22 protein-coding genes are annotated in these 16,813 nt (G+C 59.3%); 8 read left to right on the top strand and 14 right to left on the bottom strand.

All coding sequences use genetic code 11. The features are described 5' to 3' along the window. Window positions 1–43: 43 nt before the first annotated feature. The 3 genes from ACTJKV_RS09600 to gatB form a co-directional block, all read right to left on the bottom strand. A complete protein-coding gene (locus tag ACTJKV_RS09600) occupies window positions 44–505 on the bottom strand; it encodes a GNAT family N-acetyltransferase (protein WP_274103672.1) in 462 nt (153 codons plus the stop codon). A gap of 4 nt (window positions 506–509) precedes the next feature. Beyond that, a complete protein-coding gene (locus ACTJKV_RS09595; protein ID WP_274103800.1) occupies window positions 510–1,007 on the bottom strand; it encodes a GNAT family N-acetyltransferase in 498 nt (165 codons plus the stop codon). A gap of 137 nt (window positions 1,008–1,144) precedes the next feature. Beyond that, complete coding sequence (gene gatB / locus ACTJKV_RS09590; protein ID WP_062437727.1) at window positions 1,145–2,647, bottom strand: Asp-tRNA(Asn)/Glu-tRNA(Gln) amidotransferase subunit GatB; 1,503 nt, start codon at window positions 2,645–2,647, stop codon at window positions 1,145–1,147. A gap of 151 nt (window positions 2,648–2,798) precedes the next feature. On the opposite strand from gatB, the gene ACTJKV_RS09585 reads away from it, so the two are divergent. After that, window positions 2,799–3,083 carry a DUF1294 domain-containing protein gene (locus ACTJKV_RS09585; protein WP_274103674.1) on the top strand — a complete coding sequence of 95 codons (285 nt, stop codon included), beginning with the start codon at window positions 2,799–2,801 and terminating at the stop codon, window positions 3,081–3,083. 21 nt (window positions 3,084–3,104) lie between these two features. Here ACTJKV_RS09585 and ACTJKV_RS09580 read toward each other — a convergent pair whose 3' ends face one another. Continuing rightward, entirely contained in the window at window positions 3,105–3,614 is a 510-nt protein-coding gene (locus ACTJKV_RS09580; RefSeq protein WP_274103675.1) for a GNAT family N-acetyltransferase, read from the bottom strand. A gap of 283 nt (window positions 3,615–3,897) precedes the next feature. On the opposite strand from ACTJKV_RS09580, the gene ACTJKV_RS09575 reads away from it, so the two are divergent. Continuing rightward, complete coding sequence (locus ACTJKV_RS09575; protein WP_116494119.1) at window positions 3,898–4,155, top strand: YjhX family toxin; 258 nt, start codon at window positions 3,898–3,900, stop codon at window positions 4,153–4,155. Window positions 4,156–4,257: 102 nt separating this feature from the next. Here ACTJKV_RS09575 and ACTJKV_RS09570 read toward each other — a convergent pair whose 3' ends face one another. From ACTJKV_RS09570 to ACTJKV_RS09550, 5 genes are all read right to left on the bottom strand, one after another. Next, the gene (locus ACTJKV_RS09570; RefSeq protein WP_274103678.1) at window positions 4,258–4,728 is read right to left on the bottom strand and encodes an SRPBCC family protein; all 471 of its coding nucleotides are present in this window, start codon (window positions 4,726–4,728) and stop codon (window positions 4,258–4,260) included. A gap of 64 nt (window positions 4,729–4,792) precedes the next feature. Further along, entirely contained in the window at window positions 4,793–5,284 is a 492-nt protein-coding gene (locus ACTJKV_RS09565) for a GNAT family N-acetyltransferase (RefSeq protein ID WP_274103680.1), read from the bottom strand. Further along, complete coding sequence (gene gatA, locus ACTJKV_RS09560) at window positions 5,275–6,756, bottom strand: Asp-tRNA(Asn)/Glu-tRNA(Gln) amidotransferase subunit GatA (protein ID WP_111847892.1); 1,482 nt, start codon at window positions 6,754–6,756, stop codon at window positions 5,275–5,277. Before gatA ends, ACTJKV_RS09565 begins: the two co-directional genes overlap by 10 nt. Before the next feature lie 57 nt (window positions 6,757–6,813). Then, a complete protein-coding gene (gene gatC, locus ACTJKV_RS09555) occupies window positions 6,814–7,101 on the bottom strand; it encodes an Asp-tRNA(Asn)/Glu-tRNA(Gln) amidotransferase subunit GatC (RefSeq protein ID WP_062425503.1) in 288 nt (95 codons plus the stop codon). Between the two features lie 125 nt (window positions 7,102–7,226). Then, a complete protein-coding gene (locus tag ACTJKV_RS09550) occupies window positions 7,227–7,931 on the bottom strand; it encodes a metal-dependent hydrolase (RefSeq protein WP_274103683.1) in 705 nt (234 codons plus the stop codon). Window positions 7,932–8,011: 80 nt separating this feature from the next. Between ACTJKV_RS09550 and ACTJKV_RS09545 the strand changes: the two genes are divergently transcribed. After that, complete coding sequence (locus ACTJKV_RS09545) at window positions 8,012–8,314, top strand: zinc ribbon domain-containing protein YjdM (RefSeq protein WP_274103685.1); 303 nt, start codon at window positions 8,012–8,014, stop codon at window positions 8,312–8,314. Between the two features lie 13 nt (window positions 8,315–8,327). Continuing rightward, the gene (gene ruvX / locus ACTJKV_RS09540; protein ID WP_274103687.1) at window positions 8,328–8,816 is read left to right on the top strand and encodes a Holliday junction resolvase RuvX; all 489 of its coding nucleotides are present in this window, start codon (window positions 8,328–8,330) and stop codon (window positions 8,814–8,816) included. On the opposite strand, the gene ACTJKV_RS09535 is transcribed toward ruvX, so the two are convergent. From ACTJKV_RS09535 to ACTJKV_RS09515, 5 genes are all read right to left on the bottom strand, one after another. Beyond that, entirely contained in the window at window positions 8,759–9,085 is a 327-nt protein-coding gene (locus tag ACTJKV_RS09535; RefSeq protein WP_062425507.1) for a DUF6105 family protein, read from the bottom strand. The genes ruvX and ACTJKV_RS09535 overlap by 58 nt on opposite strands. Further along, entirely contained in the window at window positions 9,082–9,228 is a 147-nt protein-coding gene (locus ACTJKV_RS09530) for a hypothetical protein (RefSeq protein ID WP_274103807.1), read from the bottom strand. Before ACTJKV_RS09530 ends, ACTJKV_RS09535 begins: the two co-directional genes overlap by 4 nt. A 233-nt stretch (window positions 9,229–9,461) precedes the next feature. After that, window positions 9,462–10,112: a TetR/AcrR family transcriptional regulator gene (locus ACTJKV_RS09525; protein ID WP_162743437.1), complete on the bottom strand. Its 651-nt coding sequence runs from the start codon at window positions 10,110–10,112 to the stop codon at window positions 9,462–9,464. Between the two features lie 131 nt (window positions 10,113–10,243). Beyond that, a complete protein-coding gene (locus tag ACTJKV_RS09520) occupies window positions 10,244–10,858 on the bottom strand; it encodes a GNAT family N-acetyltransferase (RefSeq protein ID WP_274103689.1) in 615 nt (204 codons plus the stop codon). Further along, on the bottom strand, window positions 10,858–12,510 hold the full coding sequence (locus tag ACTJKV_RS09515; RefSeq protein ID WP_062425510.1) for an acyl-CoA dehydrogenase family protein: 1,653 nt from the start codon (window positions 12,508–12,510) through the stop codon (window positions 10,858–10,860). Before ACTJKV_RS09515 ends, ACTJKV_RS09520 begins: the two co-directional genes overlap by 1 nt. Before the next feature lie 129 nt (window positions 12,511–12,639). On the opposite strand from ACTJKV_RS09515, the gene ACTJKV_RS09510 reads away from it, so the two are divergent. The 4 genes from ACTJKV_RS09510 to dprA are packed head-to-tail and all read left to right on the top strand — an operon-like array spanning window position 12,640 to window position 16,718. After that, window positions 12,640–13,581 carry an aspartate carbamoyltransferase catalytic subunit gene (locus tag ACTJKV_RS09510; protein ID WP_274103692.1) on the top strand — a complete coding sequence of 314 codons (942 nt, stop codon included), beginning with the start codon at window positions 12,640–12,642 and terminating at the stop codon, window positions 13,579–13,581. Beyond that, entirely contained in the window at window positions 13,578–14,870 is a 1,293-nt protein-coding gene (locus ACTJKV_RS09505) for a dihydroorotase (RefSeq protein WP_274103694.1), read from the top strand. Before ACTJKV_RS09510 ends, ACTJKV_RS09505 begins: the two co-directional genes overlap by 4 nt. A gap of 43 nt (window positions 14,871–14,913) precedes the next feature. Next, window positions 14,914–15,531, top strand: a complete 618-nt coding sequence (gene plsY, locus ACTJKV_RS09500) for a glycerol-3-phosphate 1-O-acyltransferase PlsY (protein WP_062598157.1) — start codon at window positions 14,914–14,916, stop codon at window positions 15,529–15,531. A gap of 32 nt (window positions 15,532–15,563) precedes the next feature. Next, a complete protein-coding gene (gene dprA, locus ACTJKV_RS09495; RefSeq protein WP_274103696.1) occupies window positions 15,564–16,718 on the top strand; it encodes a DNA-processing protein DprA in 1,155 nt (384 codons plus the stop codon). Window positions 16,719–16,813 lie beyond the last annotated feature (95 nt).

Here is a 16,813-nt window from a genome sequence, read left to right as displayed (position 1 = left end):
CGCTGTCACCAACGATTGTCCAGCTTTTCCAACGTTGCGACGATTATTTCAGCTTCAGCCGGAAGCCGAAATGACGCTTCTCGAAGCCTAGCTTCTCATAAAAGCGATGGGCATCGATCCGCGCCATATTGGAGGTCAGTTGCACGCCCGAGAGACCACGCTTCTCAGCCTCAGCGATGCAGTATCGGATCATCGTCGCGCCGATGCCGCGACCGCGCATATCCTCTCTGGTCTGGACCCCTTCCACCACCATCCAAACGGCGCCGCGGCCGGCGAGCTTGGTGAGAATCACCGTCTGGAAGGTGCCGATCACTTGGCCGTCGAACTCAGCGACGTAAAGCGTTTCGAGGGTCGACATGGCAATCGCCCTAAAGGCCGCAAGATAATCTGGCATCGCGGCCTCATCGGCGGTGTCGCCATGCCCGCCCACATCATCGGCGGCAAACATCGCAGCGATTGCCGCGACATCCGCTTCGCGTGCTTCGCGAATGATCAGACCGTCCATTCTCTTACCGCCTCAAGCTCTTTTCCATCACGATTCCAGGCATCCCCTCGACGCCTGCCATGCGCTCGATTCGATCGACTTCGGAGAAGCCGACGCCTTCATAGAAGGCAATTGCGACAGTATTTTTGGGCTCGACTTCAAGCCGCATGATTTCCGCGTCGGGAAAGCAGGTTTCCAGTTCAGCAAAAAGATCACGCCCGACCCCCTGACGCTGGAACTGAGGATCGACATAGAGCTGATAGAGAAGTGCTGTTTTCGCCATGCTGGTCGACATGAGAGCATAGGCCATGCCGCCGATACGCTTGCCATCATCGGCGACCAGAAACTCGCCACCCTTTTTCTCGACGCGCCCCTTCAAGGCCTTTGGCGTATGCCACAGAGCGATCATCTCGTTGACCTTGTCTGCGCCGTAGATTGGATCATAGGTCGCATGCCAGGTCTTCGTCAGCAAAGACCGGACAGGCTCGATATCGCGCTCGCTTGCGGTGCGAATGAAGAACACCATCATTACTCCCATTAAAACAGAAACGCCGGGAGTGATCCCGGCATTGCTTGTAGTCTCTCGACGTCACCTCGAATTCACAAGAGGGTGACGAGGCAAAGGGTCGCGGCCTCTTATGCAAAAAGCCCGAAAGCGACTTATTCCTCGATACCAAGCTTGGCTTTCACCAACTCCTGCACCGCCTGCGGGTTGGCCTTGCCGCCAGTTGCCTTCATCACCTGGCCGACGAACCAGCCGGCTAACGTTGGCTTTGCCTTGACCTTTTCCACCTGATCCGGGTTCGCAGCGATGATTTCGTCTACGGCCTTTTCGATGGCGCCGGTGTCGGTCACCTGCTTCATGCCGCGGCTTTCGACGATCTCTGCCGGGTTGCCGCCCTCGTTCCAGACAATCTCGAACAGATCCTTGGCGATCTTGCCGGAGATCGTGCCAGCCTTGATGAGATCAATGATACCGCCAAGCTGATCAGGCGACACAGGCGTTTCCTCAATCGACTTGCTGGACTTGTTCAGCGCGCCGAGCAGATCGTTGATGACCCAGTTGGCAGCCGCCTTCGGATCGCGTCCGGCAGCCACGGCCTCGTAATAATCGGCGATCGCCTTTTCCGATACTAGGATAGAGGCATCGTAGACGGAGAGGCCGAGTTCCGAAACGAAACGGGCCTTCTTGTCGTCAGGCAGTTCCGGAAGACCGACCTTCAGGCTTTCCACGAAAGCATCGTCGAATTCCAGCGGCAGCAGGTCGGGATCAGGGAAATAGCGATAGTCATGCGCATCTTCCTTGGAGCGCATGGAGCGCGTCTCGCCCTTGCCCGGATCAAAGAGACGGGTTTCCTGGTCGATGACGCCGCCATCTTCGAGAATGGCGATCTGGCGGCGCGCTTCATACTCGATGGCCTGGCCGACGAAGCGGATGGAGTTGACGTTCTTGATCTCGCAACGCGTGCCAAAACCCTCGCCCGGACGACGAACAGAGACGTTGACGTCGGCGCGCATGGAGCCTTCGTCCATGTTGCCGTCGCAGGTGCCGAGATAGCGAACGATGGAGCGCAGCTTGGTCAGATAGGCTTTCGCCTCATCGGACGAGCGCATGTCCGGCTTGGAAACGATTTCCATCAACGCGACGCCGGAGCGGTTCAGGTCGACAAAGGACATTGTCGGATGCTGGTCGTGCATGGACTTGCCGGCGTCCTGCTCGAGATGCAGACGCTCGATGCCGATCTCGATATCCTCGAAATTGCCCTGACGGTCCGGACCGAGCGAAATCGTGATGGTGCCTTCACCCACGATCGGATCCTTGAACTGCGAGATCTGATAGCCCTGCGGCAGGTCGGGATAGAAGTAGTTCTTGCGGTCGAAGATGGAACGGTTGTTGATCTTGGCCTTGAGACCAAGCCCGGTACGAACCGCCTGCGCCACGCATTCTTCGTTGATGACCGGCAGCATGCCAGGCATGGCCGCATCGACGAGCGAGACGTTGGAATTGGGCGCATTGCCGAAGGTCGTGGAAGCGCCGGAGAAGAGCTTCGAATTGGACAGAACCTGCGCGTGGACCTCCATGCCGATGACGATTTCCCAGTCGCCAGTGGCGCCGGGGATAAAACGCTTCGGGTCGGGTGTGCGAACGTCTACAAGGGTCATATCAAGCTCATAAGATACGGAATTTCTATCCGTGGTGAGGTAGAGCAAATGGTCCGGAGGTGCAAGACTTCTAAGGCGCTTACGGACAAAGGCCTACCTTTTTCGCGATCCGGAATGCCAAGCGAGCGGGATTTGGATTATAGAGCCCGTCATGACATTTATCACCGCGGCTCTTGGCCTCTACACCGTTCTCAATATCACAACCTTCTTCCTCTTCTGGTGGGACAAGCGGGCCGCAAGGCAAGGCGACAGACGCATTCGCGAAAGGACATTGCTCCTCTTCGCGCTCATGGGCGGAAGTCTCGGCACGGTGACAGCACAACACTTGCTGCGCCACAAGACACGCAAGCAGCCGTTTCGCGGACTGCTTCTGGCTATCGTTTTTCTTCAACTCGCAGCGGCGGTCGCGTGGGCCTTCTTGGCCCGAACCGCGTGAGCTCTTCGACAGTTTTTGTGATTAGAAAGACGGTCCATAGGTCGTCGTGTCGAACTCTTTCAGCTCCTTGCGCAGGCCGATGGTCTGGACTTCGCGGTCGAGCTTTCGCGCGTATTTCATCGACAGCCAACTGACATTGTAGCCATGCTTGCGAAAGAAGGAGAGCGCCCGCTCGTTGCTGGCGTGGCTTTCAAGCCTGATCGAGTAGAAGCCAGCCGCAAGCACCTGCTCTTCGACCGCACTGAGGAGCTTGCCGCCCAGGCCTTGCCGATGAAGGCGCGGATCGATCCAGAAGTCCGAGATCATATCGTCGGAGTTTTCGCGCGCCGCCCATCCTGCGGGCATGCCGTGTCTTTCGACAACGAGGATGCGATGCCAGGAGGATTGCGTGAAGCCTGCAAAGGCTTCTGCCGCGTTCGTTTCCAGGACAGCCGTCAGCCCCAGCGCAGAGCTTGCGACCCGCCATGCCTGCAGGCCGATGGCCGCAAGATGGGGCGCATCCTGTTCATTTGCGTTGCGAATGACGATCACGTTCTGGTCCCTATGACCCGACGAGATAAAACATCGGCCCAGCGATTCTTCCAGTCGTATCGGAAATGACCGGGTGGATTTGGCCGATTCTTGACTGAAAGGCAGCAAGCTCTTAATCAGGAAGGACCAACTTTGGAGTTTTGATGTTCTCTCAATCGGAGTCCCGGTAAAGGCCCTGCCCGCAAGTCTCTTGCGTGCCGGGCCATGTTGAAACCGAGCCGGATGCCAGTGGCACCCGGGTTTGTTTTCACGCGTCCATATGGACGCAAGCCGGATTCCAACCATGGACATTTCACGCGCAGAACAGCGCATCCTCCACCTGCTCGCGCAGGGTGGCAGAATTGAACTGACACGAGACGAGAACCGCAAGATCGAGAAAGCCGTGCTTTATACGCGTGACGGCTGGGTTTTCAGCGGGCTCGACCTCACCACCTTCCGCAAACTGAAGAGCAAAAGAGCAATCTCGTCCTCCAGAAGCCAACCTTATCGCATTACCACGCGTGGGCTGGAACTGGTGAGAGGCGAACTCGACAATCGCTGAGAACAAGGGGCGGCGGTCAGACACCCGCCGCTCCTATCAAAGCCTCGCGTCGTCATGCGCTGGACGACAGGCAGCTTGGCTCCGGATGCCTCAGCAAACCTGCTAGATGGTGGCAACGAGCGCTGCGAGTTGATCTGTGGCAGCGCCCCAGCCTTCATGAAAGCCCATGGCCTCATGCGTCTTCTTGTCTTCTTCCGTCCAGTGGCGTGCCATGGCCGTGTACTTGGTCTTGCCATCGCCCAGCGGTTCAAGGAGGATAATGCCGGTCATGAACGGCTTTTCGGATGGTATCCAGGCGGTCTTGAAAGCGTCGGTAAAGACGATCTTCTCATTCGGCACGACTTCCAGATAAACGCCGCGGTTGTCGACCACCTCGCCGTTTGGCCCGTTCATGACGATGACGCTTGAGCCTCCTGTGCGAACGTCAAGTTCAGCGTGAGACACGCCCCAGGGCTTTGGACAGAACCATTGTTTCAAAAGCTCCGGATCGGTCCAGGCGCGAAAAATCTTCTCCCGCGGCGCGTCGATTTCGCGCATCAAAACGAGTTCATGCCTTGCTGTTTCAGATGACATCATTGCCTCCCGTGATGGTCTGCCCCACAGCATAGCAGAGGATCGCTGGAGAAGAAGGCGGCTCTTACAGAGGCTTCTCTAGCCGCACTTTCTGAAGCTCCACCTTCATGCTTTCCGACCATTGAGGGCCCTGCCAGACGATGGCAAAACCGCAACGTTCGTAGGCGCGGATGGCGTTGACGTTCTTGGCATGCGTGGCGATTTTTGCCGTCGAAATATCCGCGCTGCGCATCTCGTTTAGAAAATGCTCAACGAGGACACGACCGATAGCTCTGCCCTGGTAGTCTGGATCGATCCAGATATCAGATATGTAGTCCGGCTCTCCAGCGCGCGCACCCCAGCCGACGATCGCGCCGTCGATCTCTGCAACCACGAGATCGCAGTTGGTCTCTTTGGCAAAGACTTCAAACTCGCCGCGCACCCGTTCGATTACAACGGGATCGAGATAGGTGTCTTCAAACGCACTGCTTGATTGCCAGGCGCGAAAACCGATGAGGCCGACCGCATCGCGATCGGCCTCTGTCATGGCTCGAATTATGAGGCCGCTTACCACCACTTGGCGGGCGTGAACTTGCCCGCTGCCTGCTCGATGGCATGCGCCGTCTTGAACAGCGTTTCTTCCTCGAAAGGCTTACCGATCAACTGAAGGCCGAGTGGCAGGCCCTTGCCGTCAAGGCCGGCCGGTACGGAAAGACCAGGCAGTCCCGCCATGTTGACGGTGATGGTGAAGACGTCCTGCAGGTACATCTTCACGGGATCGGAGGCGAGTTCCTTGTCGCCGATCTCGAAGGCCGAAGATGGCGTGATTGGTGCGAGAACCGCGTCGACGCCTTCGTGGAAGACGTTTTCGAAGTCGCGCTTGATCAGCGTGCGGACCTTCTGCGCCTTGAGGTAATAGGCGTCGTAATAGCCGGCGGACAGAACATAGGTGCCGACCATGATGCGGCGCTTCACTTCCGAGCCAAAGCCAGCGGCGCGGCTCTTCTCATACATGTCGGCAATATCCTTGCCATCGACGCGAAGGCCGTAGCGGACGCCGTCATAGCGAGCAAGGTTGGACGACGCCTCGGCGGGTGCCACGATGTAATAGGCGGGCAGCGCGTATTTGGTATGCGGCAGCGAAATATCGACGACCTCGGCACCGGCATCCTTCAGCCAGGCAACGCCCTGTGCCCAGAGCTTTTCGATTTCTTCCGGCATGCCATCGACGCGGTACTCCTTCGGAATGCCGATCTTGAGACCCTTCAGCGACTGGCCGATGGCCTTCTCATAATCCGGCACCGGCAGATCGACCGACGTCGTATCCTTCGCATCGACGCTTGCCATGGACTTCAGCAGGATCGCAGCATCGCGAACATCGCGGGCAATCGGGCCGGCCTGATCGAGCGAGGATGCATAAGCCACGATGCCCCAGCGCGAGCAGCGGCCATAGGTCGGCTTGATGCCGACGGTGCCGGTGAAGGCCGCGGGCTGGCGGATGGAGCCGCCGGTGTCGGTTGCCGTTGCACCGGCGCAGAGATGCGCGGCTACGGCTGCGGCCGAACCGCCGGAAGAACCGCCGGGAACGAGGTTCTTGTCAGAACCCTGCGCGCGCCAGGGATTTACGACCGGGCCGTAATAGGAGCTCTCATTCGACGAGCCCATGGCGAATTCGTCCATGTTGAGCTTGCCGAGAAGCACGGCGCCGGCATCCCACAGGTTCTGGGTCACGGTGGACTCGTATCTGGGCTTGAAGCCATCCAGCACATGCGAGCAGGCCTGGGTGTGGATGTCGCGGGTGGCGAACAGATCCTTCACGCCAAGCGGAATACCCTCCAGCGCGCCACCGTTTCCAGCGCCAAGCCTCTCGTCCGATGCCTTGGCCATCTCGCGAGCCTTGTCATGCGTCGTCACGACATAGGTATTGAGCTTATCGTTGGCGGCATCGATGGCATTCAGATAGGCATCCGTCAGTTCGACGGCGGAAAATTCCTTTGCCTTCAGTCTGTCACGCGCTTCGGCAATGGTGAGGCTGGTCAGTTCGGTCATATCGGCAACAGCTTTCGAAACTTTTGAATTTTCAACGTGGGAGCAAGCGGGCAGCGCTTACTCGACCACTTTCGGCACCATGAAGAAATTGCGGTCGGTGGCCGGCGCATTTGCAACGATGTCATCGGCTTTGTCGCCATCCGTCACCACGTCGGCGCGCTTCTTCATCGCAACCGGCGTCACCGAGGTCATAGGCTCGACGCCATCCACATTCACTTCCGACAACTGCTCCACGAAGCCGAGAATGCCGTTCAACTGGCCAAGCATGGTGTTGGCTTCGTCTTCGCTAACGGCAATGCGGGACAGGCGCGCGACGCGCTTCACGGTGGCAAGATCGACGGACATGGTTCTACTCCGGTCAAGAATTTTCTACCCGCTATAATGACCATGCCCGTCCTTCGCAACGGTAGAAAGCGTGTCGCGGCCCTCTGCGGCGCAGTTTTGGGCCAAGACACGCCGATGCCGGGTCATCAGAATGTCAGGACTTGACCAACCTTCGGCACGTCCACCCGTGTCTGCGAACCATCCATACCCGAGACAAACTTGTCCGCCGTCTGGTCGACGATCGGGAATGAGCCGTAGTGGCAGGGAATGGCGTGGCGGAACTTGAAGAAGCGCTGGCAGGCAAGTGCAGCTACAGCCCCGCCCATGGTGAAGCGATCGCCGATGGGAACGAGGCCAACATCCGGCTCGTGCAACTCGTTGATCAGCCCCATGTCGGAGAAGATATCCGTGTCGCCCATGTGATGGACCGACGGCCCGTCTTCGAAATGCAGCATCAGGCCATTGGCATTGCCGAGTGCATGCGACACACCGTCCTCGGTGATCTGCGCGGAAGAGTGCAGTGCATTGGTGAAGGTGACGGAAAAGCCGTCGAAGCCCACCGTACCGCCGGTGTTGCCCATCTCGAGCTTCTGGACACCCTTGGAGCCGAGCCAGGCGGCAAGATCGGCATTGGCGAGCACTGTTGCTCCCGTTTCTGCTGCCAGCTTCACCGTATCACCCACATGGTCGCCATGACCGTGGGTCAGGAGAATATGGGTGATGCCGCTAGCCGCATCCTTGGCGTCCTGTCCGGCGAAGCCTGGATTTCCGGTGAAAAATGGATCGATCAGGATCTTTGCGTGGCCTGTTTCAAGACGGAAAGCGGAATGGCCTAGCCAGGTGATTTTCATCGAAGTTCTCCTTTGTGTTCCTGCCATCTTATGAGATAGGACGACCCATAAAACCCAAAACCTTACTTTGGAGTGATAAGATGGCCGCAGATAATGACGACTATGTGTATGACGAAGCGACCGGCGAATGGCGCCCTGCCTCGGAAGTCGCAGCCGCGGCGGCCAAGGCCAGTGAGGTTCGCGATGCCGCAGGCAACCTGCTTGCAGATGGTGATTCCGTCACGCTGATCAAGGACTTGAAGGTCAAGGGTACGAGCACCACGCTGAAGCAGGGAACCGTGATCAAGTCGATCCGCCTGACCGACAATCCAGAGGAGATCGATTGCAAAAGCGATGCGGTCAAGGGTTTGGTGCTGCGTACGGAATTTGTCCGCAAGAGATAAAAAGGGTCACCGCATGGCGACGCTGACGATAGAGGAACTGGCTGAGACCCTGGGGCTTGGACGGGCGATAGCCGGTCTTGATCTCGGCACCAAGACGATCGGTCTTGCGATGTCGGACCTGTCACGGCGGTTCGCCACCCCTCGCCCGGTGCTGAAGCGGATCAAGTTTACCCAGGATGCAGCGCTGCTTCTGGATTTTGCCGCGAAGGAAAAGGTCGCGGCCTTCGTCATCGGTCTGCCGATGAACATGGATGGCTCTGCCGGTCCGCGCGTTCAGGCGACTCGCGCCTTCGTTCGCTCCATGAGCGAGAAGACCGATATCCCCTTCGTCTTCTGGGATGAGAGGCTTTCCACAGTCGCGGCCGAAAGAGCACTTCTGGAAATGGATGTCTCGCGGGCGAAGCGCGCCGAACGCATCGATTCCGCCGCCGCAAGTTTCATTCTTCAAGGTGCCTTGGATCGGCTTTCCATGCTGGCGAGAGATGCATCCATAGAAGGTTGACGCGCACGCCACCACGCGGCAATTGCCTTGCGCTTGCGAAATCCGATGATCGCGAAAACGAGCAGGCTGTCCACCGCGATTGCGCGCGCCACGAGCGGCGGGATCGTCTCGGGAGGAATGCCGAGCACATTGCCATAGATCTGGAAGACCAGATCGTGCGCCTGCCGGGTCAGCATGAAAAAGCCGAAACTCATGTCGTAGTAGGACAGGAAGTACCAGCTGCCGAGCAGCAGCACGGGACACGCCCACAAAATCAGAAACCACTTCATGCCATCCGCTCCCCTGCCAGGGTCGTTCCAGCCGTCTGCTCGTCAGGCAGCGCTGCGATGACAGCCCAGCGCAGTAACCCCATGATGCACAGGTTCAGCGTCGGCGCATTCAGATCGAGTGGTAGCAGGGCGAAAAACGTCATCATGACGCTCAAAGGTATCCAGCGGCTCACAGCGCTTCCTTCTCATCCAGCTCTTAATTCGTAGTTAACAAATCGTTAACACCATGAACTCACGGTTAACGCGGAGCAAACGAAACCTGCATTTATGGTTAACGCGAGACGCAGGCTGTGGACAAGCGCAGCGGTCTAATCGCCATCGGCACGGCCAACGGCGTCTGTTCGATCGACAGGGAAGCGATTAAGGGCGTGCCGGATCAGCCGTAAAGGGCGCGAACGATGCGCTTAACGGCGACGGCGATCTTGTCCCAATCCTTGTCACTCTTCAGCGACACGCCGGAGAACTGGCCATTTGTTGCGCCGGCAATCACCAGATGCTGGATGGAGGCGAAGAGGAGAGCATTCAGCACCACAGGGTCGGCGCCCTTTGGCGGCTGCAAGGATCCACGCATGCGGTCGATCCATTTGACCAGCGCCTTTGAGCGCGCGTCAGCCAGTTGCTTGACCTGTTCCGTCTGCTCGGAGAGTTCCCAGGCAATGATCTTGCAGACCAACGGATCGGCGCGGAGCGCATCGAGATAGGAGAGCATCAGCCGCTCCATCAGGTCGCCATAGGTCAGCAGGAACATGCCGCCTGTGTCTTCGGGAATCCGATCCTGCACCCAGGAGCCAAGATCCTCGCCGATGGCTGAAACCAGGCCTTCGAGACCGCCGAAATAACGATAGATCAGCTGCTTGTCGCAACCGGCGCGACGCGCCACGGCATTAATGCCGAAACCCTGGAAGCCCTCCTCCGCCAAGAGCGACTTTGCCGCAGCAAAGATCGCCTTCTCCGTTGCGGCGCGATCCTTGATGCGCTTTTCCGGCGCGGGCGACATGAGGGCGGCAGTGCCATCGATGGCGAGCATGGCTTTTCCGAATCTCCGATTGGTGACGTATCATGCGCGGTTAGCAAAGAGTTAACAACGCGACAATCGAGACGAAGCCTAACAACCCTGGCTTTCCTGTGGATGGTGGAAAAGACGCCTGTTTCTTGGACTCAGGCGTCCAACGACATGCCGAACCATGCGGTGCCCGCCGGCATGCCGGCCAGCGGCGAAAAGCCACGCGACTGCCAGAAGGCGATGCCATTGTGATTGTCAGGATTGGCGCCAAGATGGATGCCGGAAATACTCTTGCTACGCGCCATCTCTACCCACATAGACAACATCCGAGAACCGCCACCAGTGCCGCGAGCGCGGGAGAGGAGGTTCATATGGATATGGGCGGGGTAGTTCTGAAGCACTGAAGCGGGCATGGGCGACGGCTGGTGAATGAAGGCAACGCGCTTGCGGTGTTCTTCTGGCAAAGCGTTGGCCTCTTCTTCCGCGAGCGGATAAAGCTCGCGCAGCTTCGGCCACCAGGCCTGCTCGAGCCGTTCTTCGTAAGCTGCGGTATCGGTGGCGCCGACGATGTAGCCGCAGACGCCCTCCCCGTCTTCGACAACGAAAGCGCTGTCTGGGCAAAGATTGAGATAGGGAACGGCATAGATATTACCGACGAGCTTTTCGTCGGCGTAAAGATGCGAGGCGTCCTTGCCCGCGTCGCCGGTTGCAAGGCAGATGGCGTAAAGCGCCTCCTCGTCCTGTGGAACGGCTCTGCGAAAAGTCAGCATCACGACACCGGCGGATAAAGCAGATCGATGATGTAGGTGGGATCGAAGCGGCTGTCGAGCATGCCATAGGTGTGGCGCCAGCCACCCGCTAGGCGAGTTTCAAGGAAGGCGTCGGCGATGCGCCCTGCCCCGATGCGGCAAAGTTCGGCGGCGGCTGCGGCAAGAGCAAACTGCTCCACCAGCAGGCGGGCAGCGCCCTCGTCACGCTCACATAGTGCAATCGCGGCGCGCAGCACATCGGTGGTCTTCTTGCCGGATGGGCCGAGGTCGCGCTCCAGCGTTTCGAAGACGAGATCGAACAGATCCTTACCACGCTGCAGCACGCGCAGCACATCGAGCGCCATCACATTGCCGGAACCTTCCCAGATGGCGTTGACCGGGGCTTCGCGATAGTGACGCGCAATCGGGCGTTCTTCGACGTAGCCGTTGCCGCCAAGGCTTTCCATCGCCTCGTAGATCAGGGCCGGCGCGATCTTGCAGCACCAGTATTTGACGATCGGCGTCATCACGCGCGCATATGCCGCTTCCGCAGGGTTGCTGCGAGCGCTGTCGAAGGCAGTAGCCAAGCGGAACGACAAGGCGGTTGCAGCAGCCACATCCAGCGCCATGTCCGCCAGCACGCGCGTCATCACCGGCTGGTTGACGAGCGGCTTGCCGAAGACCGAACGACCTCGGGCGAAATGAACCGCTTCCGCGAGCGAGGCGCGCATCATGCCGGAGGAGGCCAGTGCGCAGTCGAGCCGCGTCAATGTCACCATGTCGAGAATGGTGCGAATGCCGGCACCGGGCTCGCCCAGCAGATAACCGAAGGCATCGCTGAATTCGACTTCGGCCGACGCATTGGAACGGTTGCCGAGCTTGTCTTTCAGCCGCTGGAAATGCAGGCCGTTGGCCGAGCCGTCTTCCAGAAAGCGCGGTACGAGGAAACAGCCCATGCCATCGCCCATCTGCGCCAGCATGACGAAGCCGTCGCTCATCGGCGCCGAAAGGAACCACTTGTGGCCGGAGAGCCGGTAGATACCTTCACCCACACGCTCGGCGGTGGTGCGGTTGGCGCGCACATCCGTGCCGCCCTGCTTCTCGGTCATGCCCATGCCGATGGTGACGGCTGTCTTCTGCATGGCGGGCTTTTGCGAGGAATCATATTTGCGCGAGAGGATTTTCGGCGCCCATTCGTTCTGAACGCGCGGCGATGCCATCAACGCTGCAACCGAGGCATGGGTCATGGTCAGCGGGCACAGATGGCCAGCCTCGAGCTGCGCCGTCAGATAGAATTTCGTCGCGCGGGCTTTATGTTCGCTGCCGCGCGTATCGGCGGAATTTTCCCATGCCGCACTGTGCAGGCCGGAGGACATGGAGCGGCGCATCAAAGCATGCCAGGCAGGGTGGAACTCCACCTGATCCAGACGCTCGCCGCGCGGGCCATGGGTGTGAAGCTGCGGTGTGCTGCGGTTTGCCATGCGCGCCAGTTCCTGGGCTTCGGCAGAGGTGACATAGCGACCGATCTGGTCCAGCTCGTCGCGAAGCGGACGCGAGAGGTTCGAGGTCAGATCGACGATGAGCGGATCGGACCGGTAGGCATTGATCCCGGACCAGAGGCTAGGCTGGTTCAGTTCGGCAAGCTGTTCTTCAGTCCGGTTCATATCTGTCATCGTGTACTTTTATCGGGATTCGCAATTAAATGCCTATATAGGCTCGTTCCCGGCTTATCCCATGCTTGCCGACAAAGCCACCTGTCTTTATAGACCGCGACTGACTATTCCGGCCCGGAGGACAGTTCCATGGTCTATTTTCCCCACCGCCATCTTCTTGGCATCAAGGGGCTTTCCCATCAGGATATCACGCTTCTTCTCGACAAGGCCGACGAGGCCGTGAAGATCAGCCGCCAGCGTGAAAAGAAGACGTCGACGCTTCGCGGTCTGACACAGATCAACCTGTTCTTCGAAGCCTCGACCCGCACGCAATCCTCCTTCGAACTGGCCGGCAAACGGCTGGGCGCGGACGTGATGAACATGTCGGTCGGTAACTCTTCGGTGAAGAAGGGCGAAACGCTGATCGATACCGCAATGACGCTGAACGCCATGCGCCCTGACGTTTTGATCGTGCGCCATTCATCCGCCGGTGCGGCAGCGCTTCTGGCGCAGAAGGTTGCCTGCTCGGTTGTCAATGCCGGCGACGGCCAGCATGAGCATCCGACGCAAGCGCTTCTCGATGCGCTGACGATCCGCCGCGCCAAGGGCAGTATCTCTGGTATCACGGTCGCCATTTGCGGTGACGTGCTGCATTCGCGCGTAGCCCGCTCCAACATCATCCTCCTGAATCAGATGGGTGCGCGGGTGCGTGTCGTCGCTCCGCCGACGCTGCTGCCCTCCGGCATCGCCGACATGAGCGTGGAAGTCTATCACGACATGAAGGAAGGCCTGAAGGGCGCCGATGTGGTCATGATGCTGCGCCTGCAGCGCGAGCGCATGGCGGGATCCTTCGTGCCTTCGATCCGCGAGTATTTCCATTATTACGGCCTCGATGCGGAAAAGCTCAAAGCCGCCAAGGAAGATGCACTCGTCATGCATCCCGGTCCGATGAACCGCGGCGTGGAAATCTCCTCGGAAGTGGCCGATGGACCGCAAAGCGTCATCGAAGCCCAGGTGGAGATGGGCGTCGCCGTGCGCATGGCGGTGATGGAAACCCTTCTCCTTTCTCAAAACATGGGAGAGCGCGTATGAGTGCCGCGACCGTCCTCAACAATGTGCGTATCGTCGACCCGTCGCGCAATCTCGACGAGACTGGAACGATCATCATCGGCGCTGATGGAACGATCCTCGCGGCTGGCAAGGATGCGCAAAACCAAGGCACGCCGGACGGCGCGACGGTGCGTGATGCGAAGGGGCTGGTTGCCGTTCCAGGGCTCGTGGATGCGCGCGTCTTCGTCGGAGAGCCCGGCGCCGAGCACCGCGAAACAATCGAATCCGCCTCGCGTGCGGCCGCCGCAGGCGGCGTGACCAGTTTCATCATGATGCCGGATACGGATCCGGTCATCGATGACATTGCGCTGGTGGAGTATGTCAAGAAGACCGCGCGCGACAAGGCCGTCGTCAACGTGCATCCGGCAGCGGCTCTGACGAAGGGTCTGCTAGGCGAGGAAATGACCGAGTTTGGCATGCTGAAGGAAGCCGGTGCGGTTGCCTTTACCAATGGCCGCAAGGCGCTTTCCGATACGCTGGTGCTCCGCCGTGCCATGACCTATGCCCGCGAGCTTGGGGCCGTCATTTCGCTGGAGACCCGCGACAAATATATCGGCAACGGCGATATGAATGAGGGGCTGCTGGCAAGCTGGCTCGGTCTTCCCGGCATTCCAAAGGAAGCCGAAATCATTCCGCTCGAACGCGACCTGCGCATCGCGGCACTGACGCGCGCCAACTATCATGCCGCCAAAATTTCCGTGCCGGAATCGGCAGAGGCCATCAAGCTTGCGAGAGCCCGCGGCGTGAAGGCAACCTGCGGCATTTCGATCAATCATTTGACGCTCAACGAAAACGACATCGGCGAATACCGCACCTTCTTCAAACTTTCGCCACCACTGCGGTCGGAAGACGATCGTGTCGCCATGGTCGAGGCATTGAAGCAAGGGACGATCGATATCATCGTCTCGTCGCATGATCCGCAGGATGTCGACACCAAGCGCCTGCCCTTCTCGGATGCGGCAAGCGGTGCGATCGGGCTGGAGACCATGTTGGCCGCAGCGCTTCGGCTGTATCACAGTGATCAGGTGCCGCTGATGCTCCTGATCGACGCGCTTTCGACGCGACCGGCGCAGATTTTCGGACTGGATGCCGGAACGCTGAAGCCCGGCGCCAAGGCCGATATCACACTGATCGATCTCGATGAACCATGGCTGGTTTCGGAAAAGAAGCTGGTATCGCGTTCTAAGAACACACCATTCGAAGATGCACGTTTCAGCGGTCGCGCTGTCAGCACATATGTTGCGGGCAAGCTTGTTCATTCACTGCAGTAAAAATGGTGGTGCGCAAAGACGCACCTGAAGAGGGGACATAAACATGACTGCATTGACCGTTTGGGAGACAGCGCCGGCATTTCTCTTGGCTGCGGCTGTTATCGGCTACCTGCTCGGCTCCATTCCCTTCGGCCTGCTTCTGACGCGGGCGGCGGGTCTCGGCGACGTTCGCCAGATCGGCTCGGGAAACATTGGCGCGACAAACGTGCTGCGGACCGGCAATAAGAAGCTCGCCGCGGCAACCCTTCTCTGCGATGCTTTCAAGGGCACGGCAGCGGTGCTGATCGCCAATGCGCTCTGGGGATATGAGGCCTCGCTGGTGGCGGGCTTCTTCGCCTTTCTCGGCCACCTCTTCCCGGTCTGGCTCGGCTTCAAGGGCGGCAAGGGTGTGGCGACCTATATCGGCGTGCTGCTCGGCGCCGCTCCGCTGATGATGCTGCTTTTCGCCGCCATCTGGCTGATCACCGCCTTCGTTACCAAATATTCCTCCCTCTCGGCGCTGGTCGCGATGCTCGTCATCCCGATCGTCCTGTGGATTTTGGGACCGGAAAAGACCGCGCTTCTGGTTACGGTTCTCAGCATCATTTCCTGGTACATGCACCGCGAAAACATCAAGCGGCTCTTGGCCGGTACGGAAAGCAAGATCGGCAAGAAGGGCTGAGACGCAATTGTCTCGAAGGTTTGGGGGCAGATATGTCGCGTGATGGCGAGACGAAAAGCGGCATCGCCCTGACGGAGAAGCAGAAGCTTTCCTGGTTGCGGCTGATCCGCAGCGACAATATCGGTCCCGTCACCTTCCGCGATCTGATCAATCACTTCGGCAGTGCTGAAGCGGCGCTGGATGCCCTGCCCGATCTTTCCCGTCGCGGCGGCGCGGCGCGCAGCCCACGCATCGCGACACTTGCTCAGGCCGAGCGCGAGATGGAAACCGCAACACGGTTTGGCGCCCGCTTCGTCGGCATCGGCGAGCCGGACTACCCGCCCGCTTTGCGAGAGATAGACGGCGCACCGCCCTTGATCGCTATGAAGGGTTCGAGTGCCACCGTCATCCGCCCGTCGCTTGGAATCGTCGGCTCCCGCAACGCCTCGATCAACGGCGCGAAGTTTGCGGCAATGCTGGCACGGCAATGCGGACAGGCGGGTTACACCATTGCTTCCGGTCTTGCACGTGGCATCGACGCCGCCGCTCACGCCGCCAGCCTGTCAACCGGTACCGTCGCCATGCTGGCTGGTGGACTCGACAAGCCCTACCCACCCGAGAATTTCCGCCTGCTGGACGATATCTACGCCAACGGCGGTGCGACCATCAGCGAAATGCCGTTTGGCTGGGAGCCGCGTGCGCGCGATTTTCCACGGCGCAACAGGTTGATTGCAGGCGTGTCCCTCGGCGTGCTGATCGTTGAGGCGGCTGAACGCTCCGGCTCTCTCATCACTGCACGGCTGGCTGGCGATTTTGGCCGGCTCGTTTTTGCGGTGCCCGGCTCGCCACTCGATTCTCGCTGCCATGGCACCAACCGGTTGATCAAGGACGGCGCCACACTAGTGACGGAAGCGGCCGATATTCTCGATGCACTCTCGCCGATGATGGAGCCGCGACTCGACCTGCAGCACGTCGTCCGAGAAGACACCGGGGATCAACCCATCTCTCAAACCGGAGACCGCGCAGGAGACAAGGAGCGCGCCATCCTTGCCGAGGCGCTCGGCCCCTCGCCGGTCGAAACCGACGACATCATCCGCCACACGGGTTTGCCTGCGGCAACTGTCTATCTTCTGCTTCTCGAACTCGATATTGCCGGAAAATTGAACCGGCACTCGGGCGGACGAATTTCGATGATCATGGCGGATTGAGACGCCAAGGGGTCGCTCAAGGGAAGCTTCCGCCCGATGGCGGACAGGAGCATTCCGCCAATCAAAAATTGTCTTTCCATTAGAAAAATTCCAGA

This window comes from Agrobacterium sp. 22117 (assembly GCF_052045735.1).
GTDB lineage: Bacteria > Pseudomonadota > Alphaproteobacteria > Rhizobiales > Rhizobiaceae > Agrobacterium > Agrobacterium cavarae.
The sequence above is the reverse complement of the archived record's forward strand: the minus strand, read 5'-3'. Positions and strand labels throughout refer to the sequence as shown.

What these genes read in the sequence shown, in the direction of transcription:
- ACTJKV_RS09520 (WP_274103689.1), bottom strand. Translation starts at nt 10,858, where the DNA reads ATGCTGACTTTTCGCAGAGCCGTTCCACAGGACGAGGAGGCGCTTTAC.
- gatB (WP_062437727.1), bottom strand. Translation starts at nt 2,647, where the DNA reads ATGACCCTTGTAGACGTTCGCACACCCGACCCGAAGCGTTTTATCCCC.
- dprA (WP_274103696.1), top strand. Translation starts at nt 15,564, where the DNA reads ATGTCGCGTGATGGCGAGACGAAAAGCGGCATCGCCCTGACGGAGAAG.
- ruvX (WP_274103687.1), top strand. Translation starts at nt 8,328, where the DNA reads ATGGCGACGCTGACGATAGAGGAACTGGCTGAGACCCTGGGGCTTGGA.
- ACTJKV_RS09550 (WP_274103683.1), bottom strand. Translation starts at nt 7,931, where the DNA reads ATGAAAATCACCTGGCTAGGCCATTCCGCTTTCCGTCTTGAAACAGGC.
- ACTJKV_RS09515 (WP_062425510.1), bottom strand. Translation starts at nt 12,510, where the DNA reads ATGACAGATATGAACCGGACTGAAGAACAGCTTGCCGAACTGAACCAG.
- gatC (WP_062425503.1), bottom strand. Translation starts at nt 7,101, where the DNA reads ATGTCCGTCGATCTTGCCACCGTGAAGCGCGTCGCGCGCCTGTCCCGC.
- ACTJKV_RS09505 (WP_274103694.1), top strand. Translation starts at nt 13,578, where the DNA reads ATGAGTGCCGCGACCGTCCTCAACAATGTGCGTATCGTCGACCCGTCG.
- ACTJKV_RS09600 (WP_274103672.1), bottom strand. Translation starts at nt 505, where the DNA reads ATGGACGGTCTGATCATTCGCGAAGCACGCGAAGCGGATGTCGCGGCA.
- ACTJKV_RS09585 (WP_274103674.1), top strand. Translation starts at nt 2,799, where the DNA reads ATGACATTTATCACCGCGGCTCTTGGCCTCTACACCGTTCTCAATATC.
- plsY (WP_062598157.1), top strand. Translation starts at nt 14,914, where the DNA reads ATGACTGCATTGACCGTTTGGGAGACAGCGCCGGCATTTCTCTTGGCT.
- ACTJKV_RS09510 (WP_274103692.1), top strand. Translation starts at nt 12,640, where the DNA reads ATGGTCTATTTTCCCCACCGCCATCTTCTTGGCATCAAGGGGCTTTCC.
- gatA (WP_111847892.1), bottom strand. Translation starts at nt 6,756, where the DNA reads ATGACCGAACTGACCAGCCTCACCATTGCCGAAGCGCGTGACAGACTG.
- ACTJKV_RS09525 (WP_162743437.1), bottom strand. Translation starts at nt 10,112, where the DNA reads ATGCTCGCCATCGATGGCACTGCCGCCCTCATGTCGCCCGCGCCGGAA.
- ACTJKV_RS09545 (WP_274103685.1), top strand. Translation starts at nt 8,012, where the DNA reads ATGGCCGCAGATAATGACGACTATGTGTATGACGAAGCGACCGGCGAA.
- ACTJKV_RS09570 (WP_274103678.1), bottom strand. Translation starts at nt 4,728, where the DNA reads ATGTCATCTGAAACAGCAAGGCATGAACTCGTTTTGATGCGCGAAATC.
- ACTJKV_RS09535 (WP_062425507.1), bottom strand. Translation starts at nt 9,085, where the DNA reads ATGAAGTGGTTTCTGATTTTGTGGGCGTGTCCCGTGCTGCTGCTCGGC.
- ACTJKV_RS09575 (WP_116494119.1), top strand. Translation starts at nt 3,898, where the DNA reads ATGGACATTTCACGCGCAGAACAGCGCATCCTCCACCTGCTCGCGCAG.
- ACTJKV_RS09530 (WP_274103807.1), bottom strand. Translation starts at nt 9,228, where the DNA reads ATGACGTTTTTCGCCCTGCTACCACTCGATCTGAATGCGCCGACGCTG.